A 16937-nucleotide genomic window follows, 5' to 3' on the forward strand; every position below is an offset into this window, starting at 1 on the left:
GCGCCGGAACAGCACTGGCGTTGGTCTCGGCGGACCGGGTCAGCGGCGGATGCGGCCCGTCCGTTCGTCGACCCCGGCGACTGCGCGGTCCGCGGTGTCGCGGAAGGTCGCCGAGGCGTCGTCGTAGACACCCAGCCGGCGGCCGCTGCGGTCCCGCACCGCCCCGTCGAGGTCGACGATGCCGCGCGGGCGCCCCGCCGCGTCGGTGATCCGGCCCGTCCCGAGGTCGAGCCGGCCCGCGTCGTCGAGGATCGCGCCGAGCCGCGCCTCGCCACGGTGGGCGCGCGCGTTGCCGAACGACTGCCCGACCACCAGGCCCACCAGCGCGGACACCGCGACCGCGGCAGGCGAGATCCGCCGCGCTCGGCCCCCGATCGCCGTTCGGTCGCCCACGACTGGTCCCTCCTCGCCCGTCGCCGCGTGATACGGCTGGTGTGAGGGTCGGTGGGACGTACGCGCAACGTTACGGGTGGACCGCGATGTGTCACCCGTTCACCGCTCGTTCCCGAACGGTTCTGGTCCGATCAGGGCACGCCTGCGCCGTCCGGGTGAGGACGGCGTGCAGTGACCGCCGTCGCTACCTCAGGACCGCGTGACCGTGGCCTCGATCAAGCCGTACGGCCGGTCCGCCGCGTGGAAGACCTCGTTCGGGTTCTCCAGCCCGAACGGCGAGAGATCGACGACGAAGTGGTGCTTGTTCGGCGCCGACAGCGAGAGCTCGGCGATCTCCGGGTGCGCCTCGAGCGCGGCGCGGCCCATCTCCCACAACGTCTGCTGCAGCGCTTTGGAGTGCACCAGCGCGAACTGCTCCAGCAGGATGCGGCGCACGTCGCCCCACACCTTGTCCCAGTCCAGGTCGCCGTCCCCGAACGAAGTGCGCGAGTAGCGCCAGGTCGCGGCCAGCGACGTCGACATGATCCGGTCGTGGGTCTCGGCGAGGGTCGTGTACCCGTCGGTGAGGAAGCCCGCGAACTCCGAACCCGTGGACTTCAGCAGCACGAGATCGCGAAGGCCCGACACGACCCGCTCGCCGGTCTCGTCGACGGTGACGACGGTGGTGCGCACCTCGGGGCCGCGCCGTACCCAGGTGTGGTCGTGACCCTGCCCGCCGACCTCGACGCGGTCCCAGAACAGCTCGTCCACCGCGACCCGGGCTCCCGTCACCGATGAGACGTCGCCGACGAAGTGCCGGGCCAGGTCGAGGCCGTAGCGCTCGATCTCGCGCAGGCCCTTCTCCTTGGCGTAGGCGTAGCAGGTGTTCTTCTGGGTGTCGGTCGGCAGCACCCGGGCCTGGTCGCCCTCGAGGTGGGCGGCGGTGAAGTCGCCGCGCAGCGACGTCGACACGGTGACGTCGCGGATCTCGTGGCGGGCGCTGTCGCGGTAGATGCGGACGACGCGGTTCTCGGCCTTGCCGTACTGGTTCGTGCCCAGGGTGATGGTCATGGGTGTCAGCTCCCGCGGTAGGTCGAGTAGGCGAAGGGGGACAACAGCAGCGGCACGTGCAGGTGTGCCGCCGGGTCGGTGACGGTGAAGGTCACGACGACCTCGGGGTGGAAGTGGGGCCGGTCGCCGAACCAGGCGCCGGTGTCGAACACCAGCCGCCGGGTGCCGGGCGCCACATCGGAGTCGAAGCGGGCCCGGCCGTCGGCATCGGTCGTACGGGAGACCCCGTCGAGCGAGACCGTGAGGCCGGCCGCCGGAGCACCCGTGGCCGCGTCGAGGACGTGCGTCGACAGGCTCACGACGCCACCAGCCGGGCGAGACGCAGCCGGTTGATGTCGGCCAGCTCCCCGAGGGCGACCTTGCGCTCGGTGGCGGGGTCGTTGGCCAGCCGCGCCTGCAACGTCGCCAACAGGTCCTCGGCGCTGCGCCCGCTGGCGCACACCAGGTACACGTGCCCGAACCGGGCCTCGTAGGCGCGGTTGCCCAGTGCCAGGGCGTCGCGCACCTCGTCGCCCGCGGCCGACACCGCGGCCTGCTCCCGGGCCGAGTCGCCGGAGGAGACCCGGTCCCCGATGCGGGGATGGCCGTCGAGCGCGTCGTCGAGATCGCTGTCGCGCAACGCGTCCGCGGCGGCGGCCTGCAACGCGTCGACCGACGGGAAGGGCCGCCGGGCGGCGACGACCCGGGCCCAGCGCGGGGCCGAGCAGCACGCCAGCAGCACGCGCTCGGCCTCCGCGGAGGACAGGTCGTTGAACAGCTGGAGAGTCATCGCGAGTGCGTCCACGAGGTCCGTGCACTGTGGATGGGGTTGGCGTCGGCGACGAGGTCGGCGAACCGGTGGTTGGCCACCTTCGCGATCTCGATGAGCGCCGCCGCGTGCTCCTGGGCCGGCGAGTTGGTCAGCCGCAGGGCACCGTCGCGCAGGATGTGGTCGCGGTTGTGCGCGTCGCGGACGCACACGATGAGCGGGATGCCGAACCGTTCGCGGTAGGTGGCGGCGAGCGTCTCGAACTCCTGCTGGTCCTCGTCGGCGAGCCGCGTCAGCCCGGCGCTGGACTGGTCGCGCTCGGAGTCCTCGTCGATGTCGAGCCCGCCCAGGTCCGGGTACTCGGCCATGAGCGCGCGCTGCTCCTCCCGCGGCGCGGCGAACAGCGCCTCCTGGAACGCCGTGCGCAGGGCGTCGGTGTCGGCGAAGGGCCTGCGGTCGAAGGCGTGCCCGACGACGGCGGTCTCGCCCTGGAACAGCCGGCCGAACGTCGCGACGAACTCGTCGCGGCTCATCCGGTTGACCTCCTCGAGCCGGACCGAGCCCTCGCCGGGCGTGCCGGCGACGGCCGGGCCGCGGCCGCGTCCGATGTGGTGGAACACGATGTTCAGCACGATCGCGGTGATGCTGCCCAGCGTGATGCCGGACCCGAAGACGATCTGTGCCCAGCCGGGCAGGGCCTTCGCGACGTCGGGCTGGGCCGTCACGAACATGGCCAGGCCCACGCTGGAGGCGACGATGACGACGTTGCGGTGGTCGTGGAAGTCGACGCGCGAGAGCGTCTGGAACCCGACGACGGCGACCGTGGCGAACATGGCCAGCGCGGCACCGCCGAGCACCGGGTGCGGGATGCCCGCGACGACCGCGCCCGCCTTGGGCACCAACCCGATCAGGATCATGATCACGCCGGCCGCGGCGACGACGTAGCGGCTCTTCACCCGGGTCAGCCGGACGAGGCCGACGTTCTCGGCGAAGCACGTGTACGGGAACGAGTTGAGGACGCCGCCGAGCGTGGTGGCCAGTCCGTCGGCGCGCAGGGCGCGGGTGACGTCGTTGCGCCCGACCCGCTTGTCGACGATCTCCCCGGTCGCGAACACGTCACCGGTCGTCTCCACGGCGGTGATCAGCATGACGACGATCATCGAGACGATCGCGGCGAGACCGAACTTGGGGATGCCGAAGAAGAACGGCGTCGTGACGCCGAACCAGGACGACTCGGCGACCGAGGAGAACGTGGCGAACCCGGTGGCCCAGGCGACGAGGGTGCCCGCGACCAGCCCGATCAGGACGGCGACCGTGGCCATGAACCCGCGGAACACTCGTTGGATGACGACGATCAGCGCCAGCGTGCCGAGGGCGAACGCGAGGTTGCGCCAGTCCTCGGGGTGCGGGTCGGCGGCCCCGCCGACGGCGTCGGCCGCGGCCACGGGGAGCAGGGCGAGCCCGATGATCGTGATGACCGACCCGGTGACGACCGGTGGGAAGAACCGGATCAGCTTCCCGAACACGGGCGCGATGAGGAACGTGAACAGGCCGGCGACGATCACCGAGCCGTAGATGACGAGCAGGCCGTCGGTGCCGCCGCCCGCGGCGAGCCCGATCGCGATCATCGGCGACACCGCGGTGAACGTGACGCCTTGGAGCAGCGGCAGCCGGACGCCGACCTTCCAGAACCCGACGGACTGGATGATCGAGGCGATGCCGCAGGTGAACAGGTCGGCGTTGATGAGGTGGATGAGCTCGCGCTCGCTCAGCCCGATGGCCCCGGCCAGCAGGATCGGCACGATGACGGCGCCGGCGTAGAAGGCGAGCACGTGCTGGAAGCCGTACACGGCGAGCTTCGCGGGGGGCAGTACCTCGTCGACAGGATGACGCCGCTTCGACGTGGTTGTGGGGGGACGGGCGCGCACCGGGCACCTCGCAGGGGGTCGTCGGTCGGCTGTGACGCGACCCACGATGACGGCCCGGTCACAGCAGCGACCACCCGTGGAAGCGACGAAGCGCGTGGGCCCTGCCGACCCCCCTTTAGGAGGATCCTCCAGGCGCGCCCTCGACGGTCACGACCCCTCCGACGGTGTGGGTGAGCCAGCCGAGCAGCACGTCGTCGGCCAGCGTGAGCGGCACCTCCGGGCCCGACCACCCGAGCATCGCGACGGGGTTGTGGGCCAGCGCGTCGCGCAGCGCGACGGCGAGCTCCGGGGTGGCGAGCACGGTGAGGCCGGCGTTCTCCACGAGCGTGCTGCCCGACCCGTCGTCGGCGGTGTGCGGGCCCGTCCGGAGCACGTATCCGCAGCCCGTGCGGTCGTCGAAGCCGGTCACCAGCACGTGGCACCCCCGCCTGCGTCGGTCCGCCGGAACGGCCCCGGCGAGGTCTCCGTTGTACCGCTGACGGGTGCGCCACGCCCGGCTCGGACGCCGGATCGTGACAGCCGTCTAACCGCTGTGAAAGCTCAAATGTCTTACTGATTCGTGAGGACTCTCACCCCTCGACCGTTTGCCCGTCCAGAACCCGCCGGTAACAATGGCGGCGGAGAGTTCACACCGTGCCCCGTGAGTCGTTCCGGGCGGCGGAGTCCGACGTACGGGTCGTGCACCACACGGGCACGGCTCTCGCACCGGCAGGAGGTCGAAGAGGTCCGATGAACATCGTCGTGCTGATCAAGCAGGTGCCCGACACCTACTCCGAACGCAAGCTCGACGGCTCGGACGGCACCCTGGACCGTGAGGCCACCGACGCCGTGCTCGACGAGATCAACGAGCGCGCCGTCGAGGCCGCCCTCCAGCTGAAGGAGGCCAACGACGGGTCCGAGGTGACCGTCGTCGCCATGGGTCCGGACCGGGCCACCGACGCCATCCGCAAGGCGCTGTCGATGGGCGCCGACAAGGCCGTCCACCTCTCCGACGAGGCGCTCCACGGCTCCTGCGCGGTCCAGACCTCCAAGGCGCTGGCCACGCTGATCTCCTCCGTCGACAGCGGCTACGACATCGTGCTCGCCGGCAACGAGGCCTCCGACGGCCGCTCCGGCGCCGTCCCGGCCATGGTCGCCGACCTGCTGGGCGTGCCCGCGCTCACCCACGCCCGCGAGGTCACCGTCGAGGGCGGCAGCGTCAACGTCACCCGCGAGACCGACGACGGCGTCACCAAGCTGACCGCCGAGCTGCCCGCGCTGGTGTCGGTCAACGAGAAGATCAACGAGCCGCGCTACCCGTCGTTCAAGGGGATCATGGCGGCCAAGAAGAAGCCCGTCTCGACGCTGTCGCTGGCCGACGCCGGCATCGACGCCTCGCAGGTCGGACTGGCCAACGCGTTGTCCACGGTCACGAGCTCGCAGCCCAAGCCGCCGAAGAGCGCGGGCGAGAAGGTCGAGGACGAGGGCGACGGCGGCTCGAAGATCGCCGCGTACCTGGTCTCCCAGAAGCTCGTCTGACCCCGCGAAGGAACAGGAGAAACCCATGGCTGAGGTCCTGGTCCTCGTCGACCACGTCGAGGGTGAGATCAAGAAGAGCACCTACGAGCTGCTGACGGCCGCGCGCGGCCTCGGCGAGCCGTCGGCGGTCGTCGTCGGCGCCGCGGGCACCGCGGGCAAGCTGGCCGACGGCCTCAAGGCCCACGGCGCGGCGAAGATCTACGTCGCCGAGACCGACTCCACCGACTTCCTCACCCCGCAGGTCGCGGTGCTCGCCTCCCTGGTCGAGTCCGCGAACCCGGCCGCGGTGCTGATCTCGGTGTCGGCCGACGGCAAGGAGATCGCGGGCCGGCTCGCCGTCCGCACCGACTCCGCCCTGCTCGGCGACGCGGTCGGCGTCTCGCCCGACGGCGTGACCCACTCCGTGTTCGGCGGCGCCTACATCGCCGAGGCCAAGGCCAACACCGACCACCCGGTCATCACGCTGCGCCCCGGCTCGATCGAGATCGAGCAGGCCGACGGCGCGGGCGCCGAGCAGTCGGTCGAGGTCCCGGCCTCGTCGGGCCGCTCGGCCACCGTCACCGCGCGCGAGCCGCTCGTCGGCGGCGACCGCCCGGAGCTCACCGAGGCTAGCGTCGTCGTCTCCGGCGGCCGTGGCGTCGGCTCGGCGGAGAACTTCGAGCTCGTCGAGAAGCTGGCCGACTCGCTCGGTGCCGCCGTCGGCGCCTCGCGCGCCGCGGTCGACTCCGGCTACTACCCGCACCAGTTCCAGGTCGGGCAGACCGGTAAGACCGTGTCGCCGCAGCTCTACATCGCCCTCGGCATCTCCGGCGCGATCCAGCACCGCGCCGGCATGCAGACGTCGAAGACGATCATCGCCGTCAACAAGGACGCCGAGGCGCCGATCTTCGAGATCGCCGACTACGGCGTCGTGGGCGACCTGTTCAAGGTCGCACCGCAGCTGCAGGAGGAGATCGTCAAGCGCAAGTCCTGACGCTCGCCACGACGACGCCCCCGGCCCTCGGTCGGGGGCGTCGTGCTGTCGGGGGAGTTCACCCGATCGCCAACCGACGGCCGCCGCGGAGCGGATCGTCCGTTCGCCTGCGACCCGTCCAATTCGGGGCGTGACCTCCTCGATCTCATCGCGGGTGCTGGGCACGACCCCCGAGACCCCGACCGGCCGCTACTCCCTGCTGCTGACCACCGACGCCGACGAGGTGCGCGCGGCCCAGAAGCTGCGCCACGACGTGTTCGCGGGAGAGCTCGGCGCGACCCTGCACAGTCCGGTCCCGGGCTGCGACGTCGACCGGTTCGACGAGTTCTGCGACCACCTCGTCGTCCGTGAGGACGCGACGGGCCGCCTCGTCGGCACCTACCGGATGCTGCCGCCCGCCCGCGCCCGCGGGGCCGGCGCGCTCTACGCCGACGGCGAGTTCGACCTGTCCGCGCTCGACGGGCTGCGTCCCGAGCTGGTCGAGACCGGCCGCTCCTGCGTGCACCCCGACCACCGTGACGGCGCCGTCGTCGGACTGGTGTGGGCCGGGATCGCCCGCTACATGCTGCTCACCGGCAACCGTTGGCTCATCGGCTGCGCGAGCGTCCCGCTGGGTTCCGGATCGGACGCCGAGGGTGCGCTCGCCGCGGGCGTCTGGGAGCGGGTCAAGGCCGAACACCTCGCCCCCGACCCCTACCGGGTGGCCCCGCGCAACCCGTGGCGCGCCGGTCCGGTCGCGCGCTCGGGCAGGGCCTGCATGCCGCCGCTGCTGCGCGGCTACCTGCGCCTCGGCGCCTGGATCGGGGGCGCGCCCGCGCACGACCCCGACTTCGACTGCGCCGACTTCGCCGTCCTGCTCGACATGCAGCGCCTCGACCAGCGCTACCTGCGCTACTTCCTGGGCGACGTCGCGTGAGCGCCCCGGCCGTGCCGCCGACGGGCGCGCCGACCCGCGACCGTGATCGTCGGTCGCAGGACCTCGACGTCACCGACGGCGCGGGCGTCCCGGAACCGGTGATCGCCCCGCTGCGCGGCGGTGAACCCGGGCCGCGACCGCCTTTCGTCGAGCACCCGACCCACCCCGGGGTGCCGCGCGCCGCCGAGCGCGACGGCAGCCCGTGGCACCCGTACTCGCCGTGCGGGCAGGACTGTCTGCCGCCCGCGGCCCGGCCCGCGCGGCTGCGCTCCGCCCGCCGCGCCGCCGCGCTGCTCGCCGTCGTCGCCACCGCGGTGCTCGCCCTCCCGGTGGTCGCGCTGTTCGGCCGCCGCGCCACCGACGCCGCCACCTACCGCATCTTCCGCGCCGTCCTGCGCGCGGCCGGGATCCGGCTGCAGGTCAACGGCGGCAGCACCTTTGCCGATGGCGGCGGCGCGCTCGTCGTCGCCAACCACCTCTCGTGGATCGACGTCGTCGCCCTCGGTGCGGTCCAGCCCGTCCGGATGATCGCCAAGCGCGAGGTCGGCGACTGGCCCGTCGTGGGCGCGATCGCCGCCCGCACCGGGGCACTGTTCGTCGACCGGGCGGGGTTGCGCGCGCTGCCCGCCGTCGTCGACGAGACCGCCGACGCCCTGCGCGCCGGGGCCGTCGTCGGCGTCTTCCCCGAGGGCACCACCTGGTGCGGCTCGGCCGCGGGCCCGTTCCGCCGTGCGCCGTTCCAGGCCGCCGTCGACGCCGGAGCGGCCGTCCGGCCCGTCACCCTCGAGCTGCGGCTCGCCGACGGCAGGCCGACCACCGCGGCGTCGTTCGTCGGCGACGAGACCCTCGCCGGCTCGCTGCGCCGCGTCCTCGCCCTCGACGGCCTGGTCTGCGAACTGACCCTGCACCCGCTGCTGCGACCCGGCCCGGGGGACGACCGCCGGGTGCTGGCCGCCCGCGCCCGCCGCGTCGTCACCGGTGCGGTGGCGCGTCCCGTATCGTCCCCGGTGTCCGGATCGAGCGTGGCCGCGGTGCAGCCGACCCGCACGGAGGCAACCGCCGCGTGACCCCGCCCCGCGGGAGGATGCGACGGACGGCGATTACCCTGGACGCCCTGACGACCGACAGGGACGGGCAGGACTTCGTGACCTCCGTGACCGACGCGAACCGGACCGGCACCGCCGGCACCCACGCCGCTGCGGCGTACCTGGATCACGCGGCGACGACGCCGATGCTCCCCGCCGCCGTGGCAGCGATGGCCGAGGCCATGGCCTCGACCGGCAACGCCTCGGCGCTGCACTCCTCGGGCCGCCGCGCCCGCCGCCGCGTCGAGGAGGCCCGCGAGGCGATCGCGGCGTCCGTCGGCGCCCGGCCGTCCGAGGTCGTGCTCACCACCGGCGGCACCGAGAGCGACAACCTCGCCGTCAAGGGCCTGTACTGGTCCCGCAACGACGCCGACGCCCGCCGCACCCGCGTGCTCGTCTCGGCGGTGGAGCACCACGCCGTCGTCGACTCCGCGGAGTGGCTGGCCGCACATGAGGGCGCCCAGGTCGAACTGCTGGAGGTCGACCGGTACGGCCGCGTCCGGCCCGAGACGCTGCGGGCCGCGCTGGAACGTGATCCCGGGTCGGCCGCGCTGGTGTCGGTCATGTGGGCCAACAACGAGGTCGGCACGGTCAACCCCATCCGCGAGCTCGCCGCCGTCGCCCACGAGTTCGACGTCCCCTTCCACACCGACGCCGTGCAGGCCGTCGGCGTCCTGCCGGTCGACTTCGGCGCCTCCGGCGTCGACGCGCTCACCCTCACCGGCCACAAGCTCGGCGGCCCCTACGGCGCCGGCGTCCTGCTGCTCGGCCGCGAGGTCGCCGTCACGCCGCTGCTGCACGGCGGCGGTCAGGAACGCGACGTCCGCTCCGGCACCCTCGACACCCCGTCGGTCATCGGACTGGCCACCGCCGTCGAGATCGCGGTCGCCGACACCGCCCGCCGCGCCGCCACCATCGGCGCGCTGCGCGACGAGCTCGTCGCCCGCGTCACCGCCGCCGTCCCCGACGCCGTCCTCAACGGCGACCCCGGAACCGCGGAGATCGACGGCGGCCCGTCGCGGCTGCCCGGCAACGCGCACCTGTCGTTCCCCGGCTGCGAGGGCGACAGCCTGATCATGCTGCTCGACGCCCACGGCATCGAGTGCGCCACCGGTTCCGCGTGCACCGCGGGTGTCCCGCAGCCCAGCCACGTGCTGCTCGCCATGGGCGCCGATGCGGCCACCGCCCGCGCCTCCCTGCGCTTCTCGCTGGGCCACACCTCCACCGCACGCGACGTCGACGCCGTCGCCTCCGCGATCGGCCCCGTCGTCGAGCGGGCACGGCGCGCCGGGCAGAACGCCGCTGTCCACCGCCGCCCCGGGGCGTCCGACCGGGAGGCCGTCGCGCGATGAGGGTCCTCGCGGCGATGAGCGGCGGCGTCGACTCGGCCGTCGCGGCCGCGCGTGCCGTCGAGGCGGGCCACGCCGTCGTCGGGGTGCACCTCGCGCTGTCCGAGACGCCCGACGCGCTGCGCTCGGGCTCGCGGGGTTGCTGCTCGCGCGAGGACGCCGACGACGCCCGCCGCGCCTGCGACGTCCTCGACATCCCGTTCTACGTGTGGGACTTCGCCGCGCCCTTCTCCGCCGAGGTCGTCGACGACTTCGTCGCCGCCTACGCCGAGGGTCGCACCCCCAACCCGTGCGTGCGCTGCAACGAGCGCATCAAGTTCGCCGCGCTGCTCGACAAGGCCCTCGCCCTCGGCTTCGACGCCGTGTGCACCGGTCACTACGCGCGCCTGCACGACGGCGTGCTGCGCCGGGCCGTCGACGACGGCAAGGACCAGTCCTACGTCCTCGCCGTCCTCACCCCGTTCCAGCTCGCCCACGCGTTGTTCCCGATCGGCGACACCCCCAAGGCGCAGGTGAGGGCCGAGGCCGCCGAGCGTGGGCTGCGCGTCGCCGACAAGCCCGACAGCCACGACATCTGCTTCATCCCCTCCGGCGACACCCGCGCCTTCCTCGCCGACCGCATCGGCGCCCGGCCCGGCCCGATCGTCGACGCCGCGAGCGGTGAGGTCCTCGGCGGCCACGACGGCGTGCACGGCTTCACCGTCGGCCAGCGCAAGGGCATCGGCGTCGACCGCCCCGCCGCCGACGGCCGCCCCCGCTACGTCCTCGGCATCGAGCCCGTCACCGCCACCGTGACCGTGGGGCCCGCCGAGGCGCTCGACGTGCGCGAGATCGATGCGGAGGAGCCGGTGTGGGGCAGCGGTTCCGCACCCGACGGGCCCACCGGGTGTGTCGTGCAGGTCCGCGCCCACGGCGGTCTGGCCCCGGCGACGGCGTGGCCGACCGCCGACGGTGGGTTGCGCGTCGAGCTGGGGGAGGCGCTGCGTGGCGTGGCCCCGGGGCAGTCGGTGGCGTTCTACCGCCCCGACCCGGACGGCGACGTCGTCCTCGGCAGCGCCACCATCGCCGCCGCGCGCTGACCCGCTGCGGAACTCCCGCCGAGTTCGACACCACGCTGGTGCGGAGCCCGGTTGCGCCAGTCTCCTGTCGAACTCGGCAAAAGGTCGTCACTCGGACGAGTGGCGCGAACCGTCTGAAAGGGACATGCTGCGCTCCGGTTCTGGAGGTGGCGTGTGTCCGACCCTGCTTCGACCACGGCGTCGACGACGGTCGACTCCGCCGCCGACACGGCGGAGGACGTCGTCGAGTCCCGGCCCGTGCGCATCCTCGGGCGCATCGGGCTCGTCGCCTACGGGGCGGTGAACCTGGTCATCGCGTCGCTGGCCGCGCAGGTCGCGTTCGGTGACGCCGAGCGCGCCGACAAGACCGGGGCGCTGGCGACGGTCGCGGAGACCGGCGTGGGTCGGGTCGCGCTGTGGCTGGCGGTCGTCGGTCTGGCGGCGCTGGTGCTGTGGACGCTCGCCGAGGTGGTGTTCGGCCATCGCCGGCTGCCCACGAAGCGCCGGGTGCTGCGCAGCGCGATCGACCTCGTCGAGGCGGGCATCTTCGCGACGCTCGCCGTGTCGGCCGCGAAGATCGCGTCGGGCGGGTCGTCGCAGGGCTCGGTGCTGACGACGGTCCTGCGGTGGCCCGGCGGGCAGTGGCTGGTCGGCGCGGCCGGCGTCGGGGTCGCGGTGCTGGCCGGGTTCGCGGTGTGGCGCGGGCTGCGGGGCGGGTTCCGTCGCGACCTGGACCTGTCGCGCTGCGGCCCGCGCCTCGGCCGGCTCGGGGTGCTCGCCGGACACATCGGCTGGGTCGCGCTCGGGTGCGCGTACCTGACCGCGGGCGTGCTCACCGTGCGGGCGGCGGTGCGGTTCGACCCGGCGCAGCCCGTCGGGCTCGACGCCGGCGTCAGGACGCTCGGCGCCCAGCCCTACGGCCCGGCGCTGCTGCTGGTGCTGGCGGCGGGCCTCGCCGTGTTCGGCCTCTACTGCCTGTTCGACGCCCGCTGCCGCAAGAAGTGACCGCTACTCCGGGCCCTCCACGATCCGGAAGTCGCGCTCGGCGACGCCGTCGAGGATGCGCACGGCCGCCTGGTAGGCGTCGCTCTCGTAGGCCGCGACGGCCGCGTCGTAGCTCGGGAACTCGACGACGACGGTGCGCTCGGCCGCGCCGTGCTCCCGCCCGGTGGCCTTCCCGCCGCGCACGACGAAACGGCCTCCTTCGGCGAGGACGACCGGCCCCGCCTGGGCGCCGTACTTCGCGAGCGCGTCCGGGTCGGAGACCCACCGATATGCGACGACCCAGTATCCCTTTGCCATCCGGTGATCGTAGGCGGACGAGTCGTCGACAGAAGTTCTGCTCATGCCTTGAACTTCTGTGTGACCGGCGCCATGCTCGAACGGACCGACACCGGCGTCGGCGAGGAGGTCCACCGTGTACGTGGCCGACATGATGCGGCAGTCCGTCGCGTTCCACCGCGACCGCACCGCGCTGATCGACGAGCACCGCACGCTCACCTACGGCGAGGCCTGGGAGCGCGGCGTCCGGCTCGCCAACGCCCTGATCGCGCTGGGCGTGCAGCCCGGCGACAGGGTCGCGGGCCTGGAGGACAACAACCTCGGCGCCGCCGACCTGTTCATCGCCGCCGCGATCGCCGGCGCCGTCCGGGTACCGCTCTACGCGCGCAACTCACCCGAGGCGCACGCGCACATGATCGGCCAGACCGGCGCCGTCGTGCTCCTGACCGACGCCGCCTACGCCGACAGCGTCAAGGGCCTCGACGCGTCGGTGGAGTGCCTGCGCCACATCGTCGTGCGCGACGCGTCGTACGAGGACCGGCTCGCGTCGCAGTCGGCCGACGACCCGCACGTCGTCGTCGGTGACGACGACTGGTACGTCATCCGCCACTCCGCGGGCACCACGGGCCGGCCCAAGGGCGTCGGCTACACCCAGCACGACTGGCTCGTGAACTGCCGCAACTGGTACTGCCGGCTCCCGCTGCTGCAGCTCGACAGCGTCGTCGGGCACGCGGGACCGATCTCGCACGCCTCGGGCTACCTGTTCCTGCCGGCGTGGCTGCACGGCAGCACCAACCTGCTCTTCGGCGCCTTCGACGCGCTCAAGGTGCTCGACATGGTGGAACGGCACGCCGTCACGCACATGTTCGCGCCGCCGTCGATGGTGCAGATGCTCACCGCCGAACCGTCTGCTGCGCAACGGGACTGGTCGAAGCTGCAGTGCGTGCTCGTCGGCGGCGCCCCGATCACCGACGCCACCGCGCAGGCCGGTCGGCGCGTGTTCGGCGAGGTCATGCACCAGGTGTTCGGCCAGACCGAGGCGGTGCCGCTCACCGAGATGACCCCGGCCGAGTGGTTCTCCGACGTCCCCGGCTCGACGCCGCTGCGTGCCGCCGGACGGGTACTCCCCTTCGTGCGCATCGAGATCCGCGACGCCGACGGCGAGACCGTCCTGCCGCTGGGGTCGGAGGGCGAGATCTACGCGCAGTGCGAGGGGCAGATGCGCGAGTTCTGGGACGACCCCGGCCACGTCCACACCCGCACCCGGCTCGTCGACGGCTGGATCCGCACCGGCGACATCGGCCGCCTCGACACCAACGGCTACCTCTACGTGCTCGACCGCGCCGACGACATGATCGTCTCCGGTGGGTTCAACATCTGGCCCGCCGAGCTGGAGAGCGCGATCAACGACCATCCCGACGTCGTCGAGGTCGCCGTGTTCGGTGTGCCGCACGAGAAGTGGGGCGAGACGCCGATGGCGGTGTGCGTCGTCGCGCCGGGCGCGTCGCTGCAACCCGACGACGTGATCGAGCTCGTGAGGCAGCGCCTCGGCTCCTACAAGAAGCCCGGCCGCGTCGAGGTCACGACCGAGCCGCTGCCCAAGAGCCCCGTCGGGAAGGTGCAGCGCAAGGTGCTGCGCGAGCCGCACTGGGCCGGCCACGACCGGCGGGTGCACGGCGCATGACCGCTGTCTCGGTCCAGGGCTCGGGCATGACGCGGTTCGGCCGCCACCCCGACCGCACCCCGCGCGACCTCGTCGAGGAAGCCGTCGCCGCCGCCCTCGACGACGCCGGCCTCGAACCCCGGGACGTCGACGCGGTCGTCGTCGGCAACGCGGTCGACGGGCTGATGACCGGCCAGGAGTCCGTCCGCGGACAGGTCGTGTTGCGCGGCACCGGGATCCGCGGGGTGCCCGTCGTCAACACGGAGAACGCGTGCGCCTCCGGGGCGGTGGCCGCGCATCTCGGGTGGCAGTCGATCGTCGCCGGGCTGTACCGGCGGGTGCTCGTCGTCGGCTACGAGAAGCTCGTGCACCCCGACCGCGAGAAGGCCTTCCGCGCCTTCGACGCCTCGATGGACCTCGCCGAGATGCACGCCCTGCACCCCTCGCCGCCCGCGGATCGCACGATCTTCATGGACCACTACGCCGACCGTTCCGATCTCGACGAGGACGTGCTCGCCGAGATCGCGGCCAAGAACCACACGCACGGCGCGCTGAACCCCTTGGCGCAGCACCGGACCCCGCTCGGCGCGGCCGACGTGCTGGCGTCGCGGCCGATCGTCGGGCCGCTGCGGCTGCGGATGTGCGCGCCGATGGGGGACGGGGCAGCGGCTGTGGTGCTGTCCTCCACCCCGGGGCCCGTCCACATCGACGCGTCGGTCATGACCAGCGGCCGCGGCGACGACGCCTCCATGCCGACGGCGGTCTCGCGTGCGGCGGCGTCCGCCTACGAGCGGGCCGGGCTCGGACCCGACGACCTCGATCTCGTCGAGCTGCACGACGCCACCGCCGTCGGCGAGCTGGAGCTGTACGCGCAGCTGCAGCTGTGCGACCCGGGCAGCGAAGACGCGCTGGTGAAGGGTGGGACGACCCGGCTCGGCGGCGCGCGGCCCGTCAACACCAGCGGCGGGCTGCTCGCGCGCGGGCACCCGATCGGCGCGACGGGCGTCGCACAGCTGGTCGAGCTGCACACCCAGCTCACCGGCCGCGCCGGGGCCCGGCAGGTCGACGGCGCCCGGATCGCGATGGCACAGAACCTCGGCGGGATCGTCGGGACGGACGTGGCGTGTGCCGTCGTCCATGTACTGGGGGGACCTTCATGACGGACGAGCTCCGGACCGGCGCGATCTACGACGTGCCCTGGGCCTTCGACGACGAGCACCGCGAGTGGCAGCAGACGATCCGCCGGTTCTGCTCCGACGTCGTCGCCCCGGGCGCGGCGCAACGCCACGTCGAGGCGCGTTTCTCTCCTGAGCTCGTGGAGGCCGCCGGGGAGCTCGGCGCCTTCGGGCTCCTCGCCCCCGAGGAGTACGGCGGCGCCGGTGCCGACCTCCGCTCCGCCTGCCTCGCCGCCGAGGAGATCGCCACCGTCGACTCCTCCCTCGCCGTCACCGTCCACGTCCAGGCCATCAGCGTCGCGCTGCTCGTGCACCTGGCCGCCGACCGCACCGACCTGCTCGAGGAGATCGTCCCCGGCGCCGCCGCCGGTCGGACCTTCATCTCCTTCGGGCTCACCGAACCCTCCGGCGGCTCCGACGCCGGCAACATCGGCACCCGGGCCCGCCGCGTCGGCGACGACTGGGTGATCAACGGCGCCAAGCAGTTCATCACCAACTCCGGCACGCCGTTCTCGCGCCACGTGATCCTGTTCGCCGCCACCGACGACGACCCCGGCACCGGCCGCCCGCCCGTCTCGGCGTTCCTCGTCCCGCTCGACGCCCCCGGCGTCACCGTCGGGCCCGCGTACGCCAAGCAGGGGTGGCGCTCGTCGGACACCCATCCGCTCTACTTTGACGACGTCCGGCTGCCCGCCGACGCCCTGCTCGGCGACGAGGGCCGCGGCTACCGGGAGGCGCTGCGCTTCCTGACGTGGGCGCGGCTGCCGATCGCCGCGATGAGCATCGGCGTCGCGCGCGGCTGCCTCGTCGACAGCATGCGGTTCGTGGGGGAACGCGCCTCGATGGGCAAGCCGCTGGGCGGGCACCAGGGGGTCGCGTTCCAGGTCGCGGACATCGCGGCCGCCGTCGGCACCGCGACCGTGCTCACCTACGACGGCGCCTGGAAGTACGACCGCGGGCTCCCGATCGAGCGCGAGGCCGCGATCGCGAAGCTCGTCGCGTCCGAGCTCGCGAACGCCGCCGGCTACACCGCGACCCAGCTCGCCGGCGGGTACGGGTTCATGGAGGAGACCGCGTCGACACGGCACCACCAGGACGCGAGAATCCTCACCGTGGGCGAGGGGACCTCGGAGGTGCAGCGGATGCTGATCGCGCGCGGCCTGGGGCTGCCGGTGTGACCGCTTCGGTGGGGCGGGTCGCCCGCAAGCGCGCCGAGCGGCAGCGACTCATGGAGCGCGTCGCCGCCGAGGTGTTCGCCGAGCGCGGCTACGAACGCGCGAGCCTGGAGGAGATCGCCGCGCGCCTCGACATGCGCGGCGCCAGCCTCTACCACTACTACCCGTCCAAGGAGGACCTCTTCCTCGCGGCGGTGCAGAACGCGACGGCCGAGGTCGTGGCCCGGCTGCGCGAGGTCGCGTCGTCCGACGGACCTGCGGTCGACCGCCTGCGCCGGCTGTTCGTCTCCCAGGCGCTGGTCGAGCTGCGCGACTACCCGTCGTTCGCCCCGCTGTTCCTCATGCACCTGCCCGACCCCGTTCTCGACGCCCGCGTCCGCGAGCTGTCCCGCGAGCACGCCGCGGTCTTCCGCGAGGTGGCGGCGGAGGTCGGCGGCGGGTCCCGGATCGGGACATACCTGGCTCTCGGCTCGTTGGCCTACCTGCGCCGCTGGTACGACCCGTCGGGGTCCCTGTCCGCGGAAGAGCTGGCCGAGCACGTGGCGGACCAACTGCTGCACCTCCTGTGAGTGGCGATAGTCGCTATCGCGACTATCGCCACTCACGAGCCCTGAGCTGGGCCCAT

General features: G+C 73.2%; 18 protein-coding genes. 11 read left to right on the forward strand and 7 right to left on the reverse strand.

Annotated features, from left to right (window positions below):
- Positions 1-39 precede the first annotated feature (39 nt).
- The 6 genes from PSU4_RS10620 to PSU4_RS10645 all read right to left on the reverse strand — a co-directional run bounded on the left by PSU4_RS10620 (position 40) and on the right by PSU4_RS10645 (position 4534).
- Complete coding sequence (locus PSU4_RS10620; protein WP_147105761.1) at positions 40-393, reverse strand: hypothetical protein; 354 nt, start codon at positions 391-393, stop codon at positions 40-42.
- Between the two features lie 189 nt (positions 394-582).
- On the reverse strand, positions 583-1443 hold the full coding sequence (gene pucL / locus PSU4_RS10625; protein WP_147105763.1) for a factor-independent urate hydroxylase: 861 nt from the start codon (positions 1441-1443) through the stop codon (positions 583-585).
- A 5-nt stretch (positions 1444-1448) separates the two neighbouring features.
- Complete coding sequence (gene uraH / locus PSU4_RS10630; RefSeq protein ID WP_147105766.1) at positions 1449-1742, reverse strand: hydroxyisourate hydrolase; 294 nt, start codon at positions 1740-1742, stop codon at positions 1449-1451.
- Complete coding sequence (gene uraD, locus PSU4_RS10635) at positions 1739-2212, reverse strand: 2-oxo-4-hydroxy-4-carboxy-5-ureidoimidazoline decarboxylase (protein WP_147105769.1); 474 nt, start codon at positions 2210-2212, stop codon at positions 1739-1741. Before uraD (PSU4_RS10635) ends, uraH begins: the two co-directional genes overlap by 4 nt.
- Positions 2209-4119, reverse strand: coding sequence for a 2-oxo-4-hydroxy-4-carboxy-5-ureidoimidazoline decarboxylase (uraD, locus tag PSU4_RS10640; RefSeq protein ID WP_147105773.1), 1911 nt, complete (start codon positions 4117-4119; stop codon positions 2209-2211). Before uraD (PSU4_RS10640) ends, uraD (PSU4_RS10635) begins: the two co-directional genes overlap by 4 nt.
- Before the next feature lie 115 nt (positions 4120-4234).
- A complete protein-coding gene (locus tag PSU4_RS10645; RefSeq protein ID WP_147105776.1) occupies positions 4235-4534 on the reverse strand; it encodes a hypothetical protein in 300 nt (99 codons plus the stop codon).
- Positions 4535-4848: 314 nt separating this feature from the next.
- Between PSU4_RS10645 and PSU4_RS10650 the strand changes: the two genes are divergently transcribed.
- The 7 genes from PSU4_RS10650 (at position 4849) to PSU4_RS10680 (ending at position 12023) form a co-directional block, all read left to right on the forward strand.
- Positions 4849-5637: an electron transfer flavoprotein subunit beta/FixA family protein gene (locus tag PSU4_RS10650; RefSeq protein ID WP_147105779.1), complete on the forward strand. Its 789-nt coding sequence runs from the start codon at positions 4849-4851 to the stop codon at positions 5635-5637.
- A gap of 25 nt (positions 5638-5662) precedes the next feature.
- The gene (locus PSU4_RS10655; protein WP_147105781.1) at positions 5663-6610 is read left to right on the forward strand and encodes an electron transfer flavoprotein subunit alpha/FixB family protein; all 948 of its coding nucleotides are present in this window, start codon (positions 5663-5665) and stop codon (positions 6608-6610) included.
- A gap of 130 nt (positions 6611-6740) precedes the next feature.
- Positions 6741-7526, forward strand: coding sequence for a GNAT family N-acetyltransferase (locus tag PSU4_RS10660; RefSeq protein WP_246115041.1), 786 nt, complete (start codon positions 6741-6743; stop codon positions 7524-7526).
- Positions 7523-8593: a lysophospholipid acyltransferase family protein gene (locus PSU4_RS10665; protein WP_186816871.1), complete on the forward strand. Its 1071-nt coding sequence runs from the start codon at positions 7523-7525 to the stop codon at positions 8591-8593. The genes PSU4_RS10660 and PSU4_RS10665 overlap by 4 nt, the downstream gene beginning before the upstream one ends.
- Positions 8594-8670: 77 nt before the next feature.
- Positions 8671-9963 (forward strand): cysteine desulfurase family protein, encoded by a 1293-nt coding sequence (locus tag PSU4_RS10670; protein WP_281290672.1) that lies wholly within the window; start codon positions 8671-8673, stop codon positions 9961-9963.
- The gene (mnmA, locus tag PSU4_RS10675; RefSeq protein ID WP_147105787.1) at positions 9960-11039 is read left to right on the forward strand and encodes a tRNA 2-thiouridine(34) synthase MnmA; all 1080 of its coding nucleotides are present in this window, start codon (positions 9960-9962) and stop codon (positions 11037-11039) included. Before PSU4_RS10670 ends, mnmA begins: the two co-directional genes overlap by 4 nt.
- 153 nt (positions 11040-11192) lie before the next feature.
- On the forward strand, positions 11193-12023 hold the full coding sequence (locus PSU4_RS10680; protein ID WP_147105790.1) for a DUF1206 domain-containing protein: 831 nt from the start codon (positions 11193-11195) through the stop codon (positions 12021-12023).
- Between the two features lie 3 nt (positions 12024-12026).
- Here the strand turns inward: PSU4_RS10680 and PSU4_RS10685 are convergent, their stop codons facing one another.
- Positions 12027-12320, reverse strand: coding sequence for a DUF1330 domain-containing protein (locus PSU4_RS10685; RefSeq protein ID WP_147105793.1), 294 nt, complete (start codon positions 12318-12320; stop codon positions 12027-12029).
- Between the two features lie 115 nt (positions 12321-12435).
- On the opposite strand from PSU4_RS10685, the gene PSU4_RS10690 reads away from it, so the two are divergent.
- From PSU4_RS10690 to PSU4_RS10705, 4 genes are read left to right on the forward strand one after another with little or no spacing between them, the layout of a single operon-like run.
- On the forward strand, positions 12436-13983 hold the full coding sequence (locus PSU4_RS10690) for a class I adenylate-forming enzyme family protein (protein ID WP_147105796.1): 1548 nt from the start codon (positions 12436-12438) through the stop codon (positions 13981-13983).
- On the forward strand, positions 13980-15122 hold the full coding sequence (locus tag PSU4_RS10695) for a thiolase family protein (protein WP_147105799.1): 1143 nt from the start codon (positions 13980-13982) through the stop codon (positions 15120-15122). The genes PSU4_RS10690 and PSU4_RS10695 overlap by 4 nt, the downstream gene beginning before the upstream one ends.
- Entirely contained in the window at positions 15119-16315 is a 1197-nt protein-coding gene (locus PSU4_RS10700) for an acyl-CoA dehydrogenase family protein (protein WP_147105802.1), read from the forward strand. Before PSU4_RS10695 ends, PSU4_RS10700 begins: the two co-directional genes overlap by 4 nt.
- Positions 16312-16881 carry a TetR/AcrR family transcriptional regulator gene (locus PSU4_RS10705; RefSeq protein ID WP_147105805.1) on the forward strand — a complete coding sequence of 190 codons (570 nt, stop codon included), beginning with the start codon at positions 16312-16314 and terminating at the stop codon, positions 16879-16881. Before PSU4_RS10700 ends, PSU4_RS10705 begins: the two co-directional genes overlap by 4 nt.
- Positions 16882-16937 lie beyond the last annotated feature (56 nt).

Origin of the sequence: Pseudonocardia sulfidoxydans NBRC 16205, assembly GCF_007989085.1 — a bacterium.
In the GTDB taxonomy this organism is placed as follows: domain Bacteria; phylum Actinomycetota; class Actinomycetes; order Mycobacteriales; family Pseudonocardiaceae; genus Pseudonocardia; species Pseudonocardia sulfidoxydans.

Excerpts from the sequence above, each read along its gene's own strand:
- pucL (WP_147105763.1), bottom strand. The coding sequence starts at position 1,443 with ATGACCATCACCCTGGGCACGAACCAGTACGGCAAGGCCGAGAACCGC.
- uraD (WP_147105769.1), bottom strand. The coding sequence starts at position 2,212 with ATGACTCTCCAGCTGTTCAACGACCTGTCCTCCGCGGAGGCCGAGCGC.
- PSU4_RS10650 (WP_147105779.1), top strand. The coding sequence starts at position 4,849 with ATGAACATCGTCGTGCTGATCAAGCAGGTGCCCGACACCTACTCCGAA.
- PSU4_RS10655 (WP_147105781.1), top strand. The coding sequence starts at position 5,663 with ATGGCTGAGGTCCTGGTCCTCGTCGACCACGTCGAGGGTGAGATCAAG.
- mnmA (WP_147105787.1), top strand. The coding sequence starts at position 9,960 with ATGAGGGTCCTCGCGGCGATGAGCGGCGGCGTCGACTCGGCCGTCGCG.
- PSU4_RS10685 (WP_147105793.1), bottom strand. The coding sequence starts at position 12,320 with ATGGCAAAGGGATACTGGGTCGTCGCATATCGGTGGGTCTCCGACCCG.
- PSU4_RS10695 (WP_147105799.1), top strand. The coding sequence starts at position 13,980 with ATGACCGCTGTCTCGGTCCAGGGCTCGGGCATGACGCGGTTCGGCCGC.
- PSU4_RS10700 (WP_147105802.1), top strand. The coding sequence starts at position 15,119 with ATGACGGACGAGCTCCGGACCGGCGCGATCTACGACGTGCCCTGGGCC.